Origin of the sequence: Kitasatospora sp. MAA4 (assembly GCF_029893355.1) — a bacterium.
In the GTDB taxonomy this organism is placed as follows: domain Bacteria; phylum Actinomycetota; class Actinomycetes; order Streptomycetales; family Streptomycetaceae; genus Kitasatospora.
This window is the reverse complement of the sequence record NZ_JARZAI010000032.1, coordinates 68,159-81,224: the sequence shown is the minus strand read 5'-3', so window position 1 is coordinate 81,224 and position 13,066 is coordinate 68,159. Positions and strand designations below refer to the sequence as shown.

The 13,066-nt window shown below is 72.0% G+C and carries 14 protein-coding genes; 5 read left to right on the top strand and 9 right to left on the bottom strand.

The window, feature by feature from the left end:
* Nucleotides 1-111: 111 nt before the first annotated feature.
* Nucleotides 112-402: a hypothetical protein gene (locus P3T37_RS31670; protein WP_280727361.1), complete on the top strand. Its 291-nt coding sequence runs from the start codon at nucleotides 112-114 to the stop codon at nucleotides 400-402.
* A gap of 119 nt (nucleotides 403-521) precedes the next feature.
* Here the strand turns inward: P3T37_RS31670 and P3T37_RS31665 are convergent, their stop codons facing one another.
* Nucleotides 522-1,526, bottom strand: a complete 1,005-nt coding sequence (locus tag P3T37_RS31665; protein WP_280727360.1) for a stage II sporulation protein M — start codon at nucleotides 1,524-1,526, stop codon at nucleotides 522-524.
* 194 nt (nucleotides 1,527-1,720) lie between these two features.
* Here P3T37_RS31665 and P3T37_RS31660 point away from each other — a divergent pair, with 194 nt between their 5' ends.
* Nucleotides 1,721-2,617, top strand: a complete 897-nt coding sequence (locus P3T37_RS31660; protein ID WP_280727359.1) for an RDD family protein — start codon at nucleotides 1,721-1,723, stop codon at nucleotides 2,615-2,617.
* Nucleotides 2,618-2,631: 14 nt separating this feature from the next.
* On the opposite strand, the gene P3T37_RS31655 is transcribed toward P3T37_RS31660, so the two are convergent.
* Nucleotides 2,632-3,258, bottom strand: coding sequence for a hypothetical protein (locus P3T37_RS31655; RefSeq protein WP_280727358.1), 627 nt, complete (start codon nucleotides 3,256-3,258; stop codon nucleotides 2,632-2,634).
* A gap of 98 nt (nucleotides 3,259-3,356) precedes the next feature.
* Between P3T37_RS31655 and P3T37_RS31650 the strand changes: the two genes are divergently transcribed.
* Together P3T37_RS31650 and P3T37_RS31645 are read left to right on the top strand one after the other, a co-directional pair.
* Nucleotides 3,357-3,878, top strand: coding sequence for a SigE family RNA polymerase sigma factor (locus P3T37_RS31650; protein WP_280727357.1), 522 nt, complete (start codon nucleotides 3,357-3,359; stop codon nucleotides 3,876-3,878).
* Entirely contained in the window at nucleotides 3,875-4,906 is a 1,032-nt protein-coding gene (locus tag P3T37_RS31645; protein ID WP_280727356.1) for a hypothetical protein, read from the top strand. The genes P3T37_RS31650 and P3T37_RS31645 overlap by 4 nt, the downstream gene beginning before the upstream one ends.
* Nucleotides 4,907-4,973: 67 nt before the next feature.
* On the opposite strand, the gene ahcY is transcribed toward P3T37_RS31645, so the two are convergent.
* The 7 genes from ahcY to P3T37_RS31610 form a co-directional block, all read right to left on the bottom strand.
* Entirely contained in the window at nucleotides 4,974-6,422 is a 1,449-nt protein-coding gene (gene ahcY / locus P3T37_RS31640) for an adenosylhomocysteinase (protein WP_280727355.1), read from the bottom strand.
* Nucleotides 6,423-6,725: 303 nt separating this feature from the next.
* Nucleotides 6,726-7,697: a cation diffusion facilitator family transporter gene (locus P3T37_RS31635; protein ID WP_280727354.1), complete on the bottom strand. Its 972-nt coding sequence runs from the start codon at nucleotides 7,695-7,697 to the stop codon at nucleotides 6,726-6,728.
* A gap of 10 nt (nucleotides 7,698-7,707) precedes the next feature.
* On the bottom strand, nucleotides 7,708-8,916 hold the full coding sequence (gene manA / locus P3T37_RS31630) for a mannose-6-phosphate isomerase, class I (RefSeq protein ID WP_280727353.1): 1,209 nt from the start codon (nucleotides 8,914-8,916) through the stop codon (nucleotides 7,708-7,710).
* 92 nt (nucleotides 8,917-9,008) lie between these two features.
* Nucleotides 9,009-10,226, bottom strand: a complete 1,218-nt coding sequence (locus P3T37_RS31625; protein WP_280727352.1) for an SIS domain-containing protein — start codon at nucleotides 10,224-10,226, stop codon at nucleotides 9,009-9,011.
* A gap of 31 nt (nucleotides 10,227-10,257) precedes the next feature.
* Nucleotides 10,258-10,440, bottom strand: a complete 183-nt coding sequence (locus P3T37_RS31620) for a Trm112 family protein (RefSeq protein WP_280727351.1) — start codon at nucleotides 10,438-10,440, stop codon at nucleotides 10,258-10,260.
* A 92-nt stretch (nucleotides 10,441-10,532) separates the two neighbouring features.
* A complete protein-coding gene (locus P3T37_RS31615) occupies nucleotides 10,533-11,918 on the bottom strand; it encodes a phosphomannomutase/phosphoglucomutase (protein ID WP_280727350.1) in 1,386 nt (461 codons plus the stop codon).
* A gap of 163 nt (nucleotides 11,919-12,081) precedes the next feature.
* On the bottom strand, nucleotides 12,082-12,453 hold the full coding sequence (locus P3T37_RS31610) for a DUF3499 domain-containing protein (protein ID WP_280727349.1): 372 nt from the start codon (nucleotides 12,451-12,453) through the stop codon (nucleotides 12,082-12,084).
* 139 nt (nucleotides 12,454-12,592) lie between these two features.
* Between P3T37_RS31610 and P3T37_RS31605 the strand changes: the two genes are divergently transcribed.
* Nucleotides 12,593-13,066 carry a metallopeptidase family protein gene (locus P3T37_RS31605; protein ID WP_280727348.1) on the top strand — a complete coding sequence of 158 codons (474 nt, stop codon included), beginning with the start codon at nucleotides 12,593-12,595 and terminating at the stop codon, nucleotides 13,064-13,066.

The following is a 13,066-nucleotide window of genomic DNA, read 5'->3' as shown; positions in this document are numbered from 1 at the left end:
CGCGTTGAGCGGCACGACAACCACCGGAATAGGGCGGTCACGTGCACTGCGTCCTCGCTGTGTCTTACTTCAAAAGGAATCTCCAACCCCGATCAATGATCGAGGCCGGGGATGTCAACATATCTGGCGTTGACTTTTGGCACGCTGTTGAGTTCTCAAGGAACGGACGCTTCCTTCGAACTGCCTTCGCAGTATCTCCGGGCGCTTCGTTCGTTCTGCATTCAGCTTATCAGATCCGATTCGCACCGTTTTACCGGCGGTTTCTTTGCTGATTTCCTGCTGACAGGATTTCCTTCAACTTGCCAGCGAAGCTTATCAAAAGATTTCGCAGGTTCTGTTTCCGGATTTCGCTTGCCGGGCTCGCATCGTGGATGCGCCTGCCTCGGCTTGCTGTGTCGTTGACCCTACCGCCTGAGCGCGACTGTTGTCCAGTCGGAGCCAACCGTTCGAATCTACTAGCCGGTCCGGTCCGTGTCAACGGGCTTTCTGGCGTGATGAGAAGACTACCAGGTCAGAGGGGGTCAGGCCGCCATCGGCTGAAGGTCGGCGCGGTCGGCCGCGTCGACGTCGCCGCGCTCGCCGGCCCTGGCGGCGCGGCGGCCGAGGACCAGGGCGTAGAGCAGGAAAAGCGTCTCCGCCGTCACGCCGATGCCGATTCGCGCCCAGGTGGGCAGGCCGGACGGTGTCACGAATGCTTCGAGAATGCCGCTGACGAACAGAACGGCTGCCAGGCCCATCGCCATGCCCATCGTTGCGCGGCCCTCCTCGGCGAGTGCGACGGCGCGGGTGCGCGGGCCCGGGTCGATGACCGTCCAGCCCAGCCGTAGGCCCAGGCCGCCGGCCACGAAGACCGCGGTCAGTTCGAGCAGGCCGTGCGGCAGCAGCAGTCCGAGGAAGAGGTCGAGCCGGCCGGCGGAGGCCATCAGGCCGAGACCGACGCCGAGGTTCAGCACGTTCTGCAGCAGGATCCAGAGGACGGGGAGGCCGAGGAAGACGCCGAAGACCAGGCACTGGGCCGCGATCCACGCGTTGTTCGTCCAGACCTGGGCGGCGAAGGAGCTCGCAGGGCGATCCGAGTAGTACGCCTGGTACTCGCCGCCGGGCTTGGTCATCTCGCGCAGCTGCTCCGGGGTGGCCAGGCTCGCCCGGACCTCCGGGTGGGTCGCCACCCACCAGGCGATCAGCGCCGACGCCAGCAGGGAGAGCAGCGCGATCGGGATCCACCAGCGGCGGGAGCGGTAGAGCGCCGCGGGGAACCCGGCGGCGAAGTACCGTCCGACGTCTCGCCAGCCTGCGGCCCGGCTGCCGGTGACGGCGTTGCGGGCGCGGGCGACGAGGGTGGTCAGGCGTCCTTCCAGGGCGGGGTCCGGTGCGCCGGCCTGTATTCGGGCGAGGTGGCTGGTGGCCCGCTGGTAGAGGGTGACCAGTTCGTCTGCCTCGGCGCCGTCCAGTCTGCGACGCCGGCTGAGGGTCTCCAGGCGCGCCCACTCCGCCTGGTGCGCGGCGACGAAGACGTCGAGATCCATGAGCTGGTCCACTCCAAGCGGGCTGACGGGCACGGCGAGGCGGGACGACGCCCCCCGGGGCACAGCTTGCCAGAGCAGGAGAGCTGCGGGACGGCGAAGCGGGTGCTGACCTTCACGGGCTTCGGGCGGACCCGTATGTTGACCGGAGAAGAAGCGGTGCAGGTGCAGAACGGCAGACGGAACGGGCGGGTGCAGTGAGCGACCTGGTGACGGGTGAGGCCGTTGTTCTCGGCCTGCGGACAGCGAAACTGCCCAGTCGGGCGCTCGCGGTGCTGCTGGACCTGGCGCTGGAGATCGTGGTGTTCTTCCTCTGCGCGCTGGTGCTGATGCTGGTTCAGCCGCAGCTGGACGGCGCCGCAGCCGCCGCGATCTTGCTGAGCATGATGGTGTTCTTCCTGGTGGCGGTGCCCGTGCTGGTGGAGACCCTCACCCGGGGGAAGTCGCTCGGGAAGCTGGCGCTCGGTCTGCGCGTGGTGCGGACCGACGGCGGGCCGGTGCGGTTCCGGCACGCACTGGTCCGGGGGCTGGTGGGCTTCTTCGAGATCATCATGCTGACCGGGGCGCCTGCGGCGATCTGCTCGCTGATCTCGTCCGAGGGACGGCGGCTCGGCGACGTGTTCGCGGGCACGCTGGTGGTGCGGGAGCGGGTGTCGACGGCCCGCGGGACGTCGACGTTCAGGCCCCCGCCGCCGCAGGTGCTGCACGCGCTGGGCCCGGAACTGGTGCGGCTCGACCTCTCGGCGGTGCCGGACGGGCTCTGGCTGGCCATTCGCCAACTGCTCTCGCGCACCGGACAGTTGGACGCCGCGATCGCGTTCCGGATGGCAGTCGGCCTGGCCGACGAGCTGGCGGCGCTGACCCGGTGGGCGGCGCCGGCCGGGCTGGACCCGGTCAGCTATCTCGGCGCGGTGCTGACCGAGCGGCAGCGCCGTGAGTGGGAGCGCGCGGCCGGACGGGTCGCGACCCCGGTACCAGGGCCGGTCGCCGCAGCGGTGGCTCCTCCGGTGCCGATCGCACCACCCACACCATCCGCACCGCCCGCACCGCCCGTCACCGGGACGACCGACGGCGGGTTCGCCCTGCCGGGCTGAGCGGCCACAGGCTCTCAGTCACTCGGCCACGCGTTGGGCGGCGACTGCAGTTCCTCCAGCTCGATCCCCGGCGCCGCAAGGACCACGTCCCCGGCCAGGTGCACCAGGCGCTGTTCGCCGGTCTCCAGGTCGGCCACCTGGTAGCGCTCGACCAGCAGCGGCCCGCTGTCGGTCGGATGGCTCTCCACGCCCTCCAGCGTCCAGCCCTGGTCGAAGGTCCGCGGCGCCAGCGCGGCCCCCGTGAAGGAGACCAGCCGCACCCGGGCGCTGCCCCCCTCCTCGAGCCGCAGCAGCCGCGCGGTGGCGATCAGGAAGGCCGGCGAGTCGCCGCTGAAGCCGTGCGCCCGGTCGTGCCCCTCGACGGCGAGCGCGCCCGCCGGGTCGGCGGAGTCGGTCCGCAGCCAGGCGACACCGTCCACCGCGCCGCCGCGGACCTGCCAGCCGCCGGAGCGCAGCTCCATCCGGAGCGGGCGGCTGCGCGAGTCGAGGGTGAGGTCGGTGGTGCCCAGGGTGCTGCCGTCGGGGCCGTAGGTTTTCGAGACGTAGCGCCAGCCCGCCGGGCCGGGCGCGCAGCTGAACCGCTCCTCGCCGAGCGGGGCGTGGTCATGCGGGTCGTGGAGCACGTATCGGCCATTGGGCATGATCCAAAGACTAGGTGATGCAACCTTTCGCCGGGGCACCCGCATCAGGGAGTCGAGCAGTGCGGATAGCGCTGCCGCTGAGAGGAGCGTGGCCATCGATGGCCAAGGCGACACGCGACGCGGAGTTCACCGAGTTCGTCGCGTCGAGGACGGGTTGGCTGCGAAAGGTGGCCTACCTGCTGTGCGGCGACTGGCACCGCGCTGACGACCTGGTCCAGGAGACGATCACCAAGCTGTACACGCACTGGGGACGGGTCTCCCGGGCCGACAATGTGGACGGCTACGCCCGGCGGGTGCTGGTGAACACCTTCCTGGCCGAGCAGCGTTCCCCCTGGGGGCGGCTGACCCTGCGGCGCGGCGGCGACGTCGACCTGGATGTCGAGGCGGCCGTCACTCACGCAGACCTGGAAGCCTCGCTGGACCTGCGCCAGGCGCTCAGCGCCCTTCCGCCGCGCCAGCGGGCGGCCGTGGTGCTGCGCTACTACTGCGACCTGTCGATCGAGCAGGCCGCCGACGCACTCGGCTGCTCGTCCGGGAACATCAAGAGCCAGACCTCGCGCGGTCTCGACACCCTGCGCCGCAGCCTCGTACTCCGCCCCGCACAGAGGACCCAGGCATGAACATCGATGTCACCGACCTCGCTTCGGAGCTCACCGCACTGGCCGACTCGCCGGCACCGCCGAGCGCCGTGGACGCCTCCGCGGCCCTGCGCGCCGGACGCTCCCGCCTGATGCGGCGCCGGGTCGCCGCCCTGGCCACCGGCACCGCCCTCGCGGTCGGCGCCGGGCTGCTGCTGAGCCAGCTGCCGAGCGGCGGGGCCCACCAGGTCGTCCCGACAGTGCCGGCGTCGCCGACCTCGGCCGCTCCCAGCCCGCCCGCGACCGGGCACGATCCGCTGACGACGGACGCGGTGTTCGGCTGGCTGCCGCCGGACGTCACCCAGGTCCGGTACGAGATGGCCGGCCGCGCCGCGTACGCGGAGGCCACCGGCGGGCTCGGCGGCGTCGGCATTCAGATCCAGCTGATGATCTACCAGCCCGGGCAGAAGCCCCCGCAGCCCGGATCGGGTGAGGCGACGGCGACCCGGGTGGACGCCCCGCGGGTCAACGGGCAGCCGGCGTACTGGCTGGTCCGGAACGATCCGGCCTACCACCACGACAGCGTGCTGCGCTGGCAGCTCGCGGACGGCCGGTGGGCGGAGCTCAACTCCTCCGGACTGGCGCAGAACGACCAGCAGACGCCGCCGCGCATCGCGGCGGGCGTGACGGAGGGCACGAAGCAGCTCGCCCTGCCGTTCTGGGTCGCCGGAATGCCGGACGGCTTCCAGTTCGCGAGCGCCTACCTCAGCCGACCGGTCGGTGCCGGCAAGCCGTGGACCGCCGGGCTGACGTTCCAGGTGGGCGACTCGCGGGTCAGCGTCGACGTCACCCCGGCTGCCACGGCCGGTGCGCCGAGCTCGGAGGCCAGCGGAACGGCCGCTCCCACTGCGCTCAACTGCAAGGTGGAGCGGGGAGTCCGGGCCTGCATCGATCTCGGGGCCGCGCCGGCGGCGATGCTCGACCAGGTCGGCGGACCGGCCGGGCTACTCGACAGGTTCACCCTGCTCGGCACGGACGAGGGGAGCTGGACGACACATGTAGCGAACTGACGGCCAAGCAGCGAAAAGCCGACCGACCGGGGTCACAGGGGAGTCCCGGTCGGTCGGCTTCAGCGCATCAGTAGCGGTAGGTCTCCGGCTTGTACGGGCCCTCGACCGGGACGCCGATGTAGTCGGCCTGGTCCTTGCTCAGGACGGTGAGCTTGACGCCCAGCGCGTCCAGGTGGAGGCGCGCGACCTTCTCGTCCAGGTGCTTCGGCAGCACGTAGACGTCGACCGGGTACTCCTCGGTCTTGGTGAAGAGCTCGATCTGCGCGATCGTCTGGTTCGCGAAGGAGTTGGACATCACGAACGACGGGTGGCCGGTCGCGTTGCCCAGGTTCAGCAGGCGGCCCTCGGACAGCATGATGATGGTGTGGCCGTCCGCGAAGCGCCACTCGTGGACCTGCGGCTTCACCTCGGTCTTCACGATGCCCGGGAGCTTCGCGAGGCCGGCGATGTCGATCTCGTTGTCGAAGTGGCCGATGTTGCCGACGATCGCCTGGTGCTTCATCTGCTCCATGTGCTTGGCAAGGATGATGTCCTTGTTGCCCGTGGTGGTGATGAAGATGTCGGCGATCGAGACGACCTCCTCCAGGGTGGTGACCTGGTAGCCGTCCATCGCCGCCTGCAGGGCGCAGATCGGGTCGATCTCGGTGATGATCACGCGGGCGCCCTGGCCGCGCAGCGACTCGGCGCAGCCCTTGCCCACGTCGCCGTAGCCGGCCACGACGGCGACCTTGCCGCCGATCAGCACGTCGGTGGCGCGGTTGATGCCGTCGATCAGCGAGTGGCGGCAGCCGTACTTGTTGTCGAACTTCGACTTGGTGACCGCGTCGTTGACGTTGATGGCCGGGAAGAGCAGCTTGCCCTCACGGTGCATCTCGTACAGGCGGTGGACACCGGTGGTGGTCTCCTCGGTGACGCCCTTGATCGCGGCGGCGGCCTCGGTCCACTTGGTGGGGGTCTCCTTGAGGGTGCGGTTGAGCACCTCGAGGACGATCCGGAACTCGTCGTTGTCCGCGGTGGACGGGTCCGGAGCGGCACCGGCCTTCTCGAACTCGACGCCCTTGTGGATCAGCATCGTGGCGTCGCCGCCGTCGTCCAGGATCATGTTCGCGGTCTGACCGTTCGGCCAGCTGAGCGCCTGCTCGGTGCACCACCAGTACTCCTCCAGCGTCTCGCCCTTCCAGGCGAAGACCGGCACGCCGGTGGGGTTCTCGGGGGTGCCCTCCGGGCCGACCGCGATGGCGGCGGCGGCGTGGTCCTGGGTGGAGAAGATGTTGCAGGAGCACCAGCGGACCTCGGCGCCGAGCGCGACCAGGGTCTCGATCAGCACGGCGGTCTGCACGGTCATGTGCAGCGAACCGGTGATCCGCGCCCCGGCCAGCGGCTGGGTGGCGGCGAACTCCTTGCGGATCGACATCAGGCCGGGCATCTCGTGCTCGGCCAGCTGGATCTCCTTGCGGCCGAACGGGGCAAGGGAAAGGTCGGCGACCTTGAAGTCACCGGTGATGTTGGACGACATGCGTCAGCTCCTCGCTGCATGGGCGGGCGGGTAGGGCCAAGGTCCGGCGTGTGTCGCAGCACGGCGTCCGGGCACGCCGAACAAACGGTTGCCATCACCGCTGTTCGACGCCGAGGCGCCGTGCTCCAGCACAATCCGTCGGAGGACCTCTCTCCCTCGACCGGGCGGGCGGCTTGCCGCTCGCACTCGATCGACCGCCATCAGCAGCGACGTTCGGCTCTGGGACGAATCTACACCGAGGGCCCCGGCCCGCGCGGCGTCACCGGAGGATTCGCGCCGCCCCACGCGGAAGATCGACGGGAATCAGTGGCCCAGGCCCGGGCCGCCCGGGGTGGCCTCCGGGTCGGGGCCGGCCGCGGCCTTCTCGGCCGAGTAGACGTCCGGCTCCAGGTAGATGGCGCGGGCGATCGGGACGGCGGCCCGGACCCGCGCCTCCGCCTCGTCGATGGCCTGAGCCACCCTCGCCGCCGTGTCGTCGTGCCGGACGCCGATCTTCGCGGCGACCAGCAGCTCCTCGGGACCGACGTGCAGGGTGCGCATGTGGATCACCTCGGTGACCGAGCCGCCGTCCACCAGCGCCGCGCGGATCCGCGCCGCAGTGGACGCGTCGGCCGACTCGCCGATCAGCAGCGACTTGGTCTCCAGCGCCAGCACGATCGCGATGACCACCAGCAGCAGGCCGATGCTGAGCGTGCCCACGCCGTCCCAGACGCCGTTCCCGGTGATCACGGTGAGCCCGACACCGATCAGCGCGAGCACCAGGCCGATCAGCGCGCCGGTGTCCTCCAGCAGGACCACCGGCAGCTCGGGGGCCTTGGCCCGCCGGATGTACGCGGCCCAGCCGAGGTCGCCCTTGATCCGGCTCGCCTCGCGGTAGGCCGTCAGGAAGGACCAGCCCTCCATGCAGATCGCGAAGACCAGCACGCCGACCGCCCAGTACCAGCCGTGCAGCTCGTGCGGGTCGCGGATCTTGTGGTAACCCTCGTAGACCGCGAAGAGCCCGCCGACGCTGAACAGCACGATGGCGACCAGGAACCCGTAGACGTAGCGCTCGCGGCCGTAGCCGAACGGGTGCTCCTCGTCGGCCGCCCGTTTCGCCCGCTTGCCGCCCACCAGGAGCAGCACCTGGTTGCCCGAGTCGGCGACCGAGTGCACCCCCTCGGCGAGCATCGAGGACGAACCGGTGAAGGCGAACGCGGTGAACTTGCCGACCGCGATGGCCAGGTTGGCGGACAGCGCCGCGACCAGCGCCCTGGTGCCGCCCTCGGTGCTCACGCGCCGGCCCTCAGAGGGTGACGGTCGCGCGGAACAGGACGCCGGAGCCGGCCAGCGTGGTGGCGGTGCCGGTGGCGGGCAGGTACGCGGACTGGCCCTGGCTCAGCGTCAGGGTCTCCCCCGCGGTGTCGGTCAGCTCGACCTCGCCCTCGGTGCAGAGCAGGATCTGGGCCGCCCGGCCGTCCACCCGGCGCTGCGGGCCGTCGGCCGTCAGGGTGAAGCGCGAGAGCCGGAAGTCGTCGATCGGCACCGGGTAGAGCTCCTCGCCGTCGGCGCCCTCGACCGGGCGTACCACGTCCGGGTCGCCCGCCTCGAAGAGGACCACGCGCAGCAGCTCGGGGACGTCCACGTGCTTGGGGGTGAGGCCGCTGCGCAGCACGTTGTCGGAGTTGGCGAGGATCTCCACGCCGGTGCCGCGCAGGTAGGCGTGCGGGATGCCGGCGCCCTGGTAGAGCGCCTCGCCCGGCTTCAGCCGGAAGTGGTTGAGCAGCAGCGCGGCCAGCACCCCGGGGTCGCCGGGGAAGTGCTCGGCGGCGTAGGCGTAGCCCGCCCAGGCCGGCGCGTACGGGGAGTCGGGCGCGGCGGCGAGCGCGCGGTCCAGCGCGTCGGCCACCTCCTTGACGGTCACCGCGACGCTCGCCCGGTCGCTGCCGAGCACGGCGGCCAGGGTCTCGCGCAGGGCGCGGTCGGCGGGCTCGGTGCGCAGCAGGGCGATCAGCGGGTCGAGCGCGGGGACGCCCAGCGCGGCCATCAGGTCAGCCGTCGCGAGCGGGTCGCGGAAGCCGCACAGGCCCTCGAACTCGTCCAGCGCGCAGATGAGTTCGGGCTTGTGGTTGGCGTCCTTGTAGTTCCGGTGGCCGGCCTCGACCGGCACCCCGGCGGCCTCCTCGGCGGCGAAGCCCGCGCGCGCCTGCGCCAGGTCCGGGTGCACCTGGAGGGAGAGCGGGATGCCGGCGGCCAGCACCTTGAGCAGGAAGGGCAGCGTCGGGCCGAACCGCTCCACCGCGTCCGCGCCGAGCTCGGCGGCCGGGTCCTCGGCGATCACCTGGTCCAGCGGGCGCGGGCCGGCGCCGCGGTCCAGCCGGGACGGCGCACCGGGGTGGGCGCCCAGCCAGAGCTCGGCCTGCGGCTCGCCGGTGGGCTGCTCGCCCAGCAGGGCCGGGATCGCGGTGGTCGAACCCCAGGCGTAGGGACGGACGGTGTTGGCGAGTCGGTCCATCGGCGCGGCCCTGCTCCCAGTTCGAAGTGTGTGAATTGCCCGGTTCAGGGCCCTTAGAGCCTAAGACCCTAGCCGACCTGCGGATCAGCCGATCAGTGACCCGGCTCGGCTGCCAGGCCCAGGTAGACGGCAGCGAAGTCGGTCAGGACGACCAACTCCACCAGGGCCTCCAGCGGTTCCTGGCGGATGCCGGTGTACTCGGTGAGCCGGACGTCGTGATTGGCCGCCAGCCGGTGCGCGCGGCGCACGGCGGGGGTGGCCGACGCGGGCTCGGGGACGGCCTCCGGCGGGAGTTCGCCCTGCGCGTCGGCGTCGTCCAGCGGGACGTGCCGCAGCAGCAGGACCTGAAGGGTGAGCGGCTCCGGCTCGTCGACCCGGTCGCGGAAGAAGTCGTCCGGGTCGGCGCCGCCGCCCAGACCGCCGGCGAACATGCCGCGGTGCGCGGTGAGCGCCTGCGGCAGCTGCCCGGTGACGGCGGGCAGGCCGGCCCGGTCGGCGAGCATCGCGGCGAAGCGGTCGGCGGCCACCGCGGCGATCGGGCCCTCGCTCCAGAGCAGCGGGACGGTACCGGCGAGCCGGGCGGCCAGGCCCTTGGCCGGGTTGAGGTAGGCGGCGGCGTCCGGACGGTGGCGGACCGCCAGTTCGTCCAGCAGGTCCGCGGCCCGCTCCAGGGCGCCGGTGCCGAGCGGGACGACGCCGATCCGGGCGGCCAGCGCGAGCAGCGGCGCGAGGAAGGCCCACAGCGCACCGGGGTCCTCGGCGGGCAGGTCGGGCTCGGGCGCCTGGGCGGGCTCCTCGGTGGCCGACGGCACGTACGGCAGCGGCAGCCCGCGCACCTGGAGCGCGGCTTCGGCCAGCGGCCGGTCCTCGGGGCAGATCACCGCGATGGCGCAGCCACGGGCGTAGGCCTGCTGGGCAAGGGCGATCAGGCCCTGTTCGAAACCGTCCGGCGTGGCGATCACCAGCAGGTCCAGCGGACCGACCCAGCCCGGGAGTTGCCAGGTCAGGCTGGTGCTGAAGGCGGAGCTGCCGCCGGCCGGGCGGGCGTCCGCGGCGGGCAGCGGCTGGATCAGCGTGGCGGTGCCGGCCAGCGCGGCCAGCGCCTCACCGGCCGTCAGGGCGCTGCCGTGACCGGCCACCAGGACGGCGCGCGGGCGGCCGTCCGGCTGGAGTCGGCCCAGGCCGGCCGCGTCGGCCAGCCGGAGCGCGGTGCGGACCCGCGCGCCGGAGCCCGCGAGGGCGAGCAGCGCGTGGTCCTGGTCGGCGCGCTGCAGGGCGGCCGGGTCGTCGAGCAGGCTGTCGTCGAGCATGCGGCTGGCCTCCGAGCTGCGGGATCAGATGCTAAGCGGGGCGGCGGGCCTCGTCCACGAGGAGGACCGGGATGCCGTCGCGGACCGGGTAGACCAGGCCGCAGTCGTCACCGGTGCAGGCCAGTTCCGGCTGGTCCTCGGTGCCGGCCTCGGCCAGTGCGGCCCGGCACTGCGGGCAGACCAGGATCTCCAGGAGGAACGGTTCGAGCGTCATGGGCGGCGGGCTCCAGTGCATGGGGGGAGGCGGGACGCGACGGCGCCCCGACCGGTAGCAAGACTACCGGCCGGGGCGTGTCGGAGAACGGATCAGGCGCGGACCAGCGCGAGCACCGCATCGCGCAGGTCGGCCATCTTGGCCGGGTCCTTGGCCTCGACGTTCAGGCGCAGCAGCGGCTCGGTGTTGGAGGCGCGCAGGTTGAACCACCAGTCGTCGCCGGCGATGGTCAGGCCGTCCAGCTCGTCGATGCTGACGCCCTCCAGCGAGCCGTACGCGGCGCGCACCGCGGCGGAGCGCTCCGCCTGGTCGGCGACGGTGCTGTTGATCTCGCCGGAGGCGGCGTAGCGGTCGTACTCGGCGGTCAGCGCGGAGAGCGTGCCGTCCTGGCCGCCGAGGGCGGCGAGCACGTGCAGGGCCGCCAGCATGCCGGTGTCGGCGCGCCAGAAGTCGCGGAAGTAGTAGTGCGCGGAGTGCTCGCCGCCGAAGATCGCGTCGGTCTCGGCCATCTCCTGCTTGATGAAGGAGTGGCCGACCCGGGTGCGGACCGGCTTGCCGCCGTGCTCGCGGACGACCTCGGGGACGGTCCAGGAGGTGATCAGGTTGTGGATGATCGTTGCGCCCTCCTCGCCGTTGGCCCGGGCGCGGGCCAGCTCGCGCACGGCGACCAGGGCGGTGATCGCGGACGGCGAGACCGGCTCGCCGCGCTCGTCGATCACGAAGCAGCGGTCGGCGTCGCCGTCGAAGGCCAGGCCGATGTCGGCGCCGACCTCCTTGACCTTGGCCTGGAGGTCGACCAGGTTCTTCGGGTCGAGCGGGTTGGCCTCGTGGTTGGGGAAGGTGCCGTCCAGCTCGAAGTACATCGGGACGATGTCCAGCGGCAGACCGGCCAGCACGGTCGGGACGGTGTGGCCGCCCATGCCGTTGCCCGCGTCCACGACGACCTTGAGCGGGCGGATCGCGGTGAGGTCGACCAGGCCGAGCAGGTGGTCGGCGTAGCCGCGCAGGGTGTCCTGCTGGGTCAGCTTGCCGGGCGCCGCGTCCACGACCGGGACCGTCACGGTGTCGTCCTCGTTGATCCAGCTCTGCACCAGCTCGCGGATGTCCGCCAGCCCGGTGTTCTCGCCGACCGGGGCCGCGCCCGCGCGGCAGAGCTTGATGCCGTTGTACTCGGCCGGGTTGTGGCTCGCGGTGAACATCGCGCCGGGCAGGTCCAGCTTGCCGCTCGCGTAGTAGAGCTGGTCGGTGGAGCAGAGCCCGATCTCGGTGACGTCCGCGCCGCGGGCGGCCGCGCCCTCGGCGAAGGCCCGCGTCAGGCTCGGCGAGGAGGGACGCATGTCGTGGCCCACGACGATCGCCGAGGCACCGGTGACCTGCACGAATGCGGCGCCGAAGGCACGGGACAGGTTCTCGTCCCACTGGTCCGGGACGACGCCTCGAACGTCGTACGCCTTCACGAGCTGCTTGAGGTCGCGCACTGCGGCTCCACCCTGGTGTGTGTCGATGGGGATGGGCTGGTTGCCCACGGTCACGATACGTCGCCGCGGATGCGCGATTGGTGCGGGTGCGCCCGGGCAGGGAAGCAGCGTACCGGGTGCAGATGGCGGCCTCGCCACGCTGAGTGGTCGGGCGCCGGTCCGCTCAGTTCTCGGGAGAGCGCAGGACTCGCAGGTGACCGCGGCGGCCGGCCTCGGCCGGGTCGCCTTCGGCGGAGCGCACCGGGCGCGGTGCGTAGTCGTGCGGGCGGGCGGCCTCGCGGACGGCGTTGGCCAGCGCCTCCAGGTCGTCGCTGCTGCGGCGCATCGGCCCGGCGTCGACGGCCAGCCGGACCACCTCCCAGCCGCGCGGGGCGGTCAGCCGCTCGGCGTGCTCGGCGCAGAGGTCGTAGCAGTGCGGCTCGGCATAGGTGGCGAGCGGGCCCAGGACGGCCGTGGAATCGGCATAGACGTACGTCAGGGTCGCGACGGCCGGTCGGCCGCACGCGGTCCGCGAACAACGACGTACAGGGCTCACGAGGGTGGACGGTACCGCACCGACGCCGAACTGCCTAAGACGCGCTCGTGTTCTCGGGTTCGTGTCGCGTTCGAGCGCCGCCCCGATGCTGTTCGTGTGGTCCATTTCCGGGCCGTCTGGGGCTAGGCTCGGCAACGATATGGACAGCTCCGCACCGCCACCGCCCGCACCGCAGCCTCCCGCCGGACCGCCGCGCGGGGCCAGGCGCCGAGACCGGCACGGCCGTGGCCTGCGCGGCCCGCTGGCGCCGCCTCAGGTCCCGATCTCGCTCAGCCGCTCCGAACTGTTCGACGACTACGTCCGCGAGTCGGTGGAACGCCTGGAGCGGCGCTGGCCGCAGCTGATAGACGTCGAGTTCGCGGTCGACGAGGTGCCCGAGGCCGAACCGGACGATCCGCCGGCGGGCTCGGCCGGCGGGGTGCCGCTGGGCCGGGTGCTGCCCGCCCGGCAGGGCCGCAAGAGCCAGATCGTGGTCTACCGGCGTCCGGTGGAGATCCGGGCCAAGACCCGCGAGGACCGCGCCGCGCTGGTGCACGAGATCCTGATCGAGCAGGTCGCCGACCTGCTCGGGCTCTCGCCGGACGCCATCGACCCGCGCTACGACGAGGAGTGA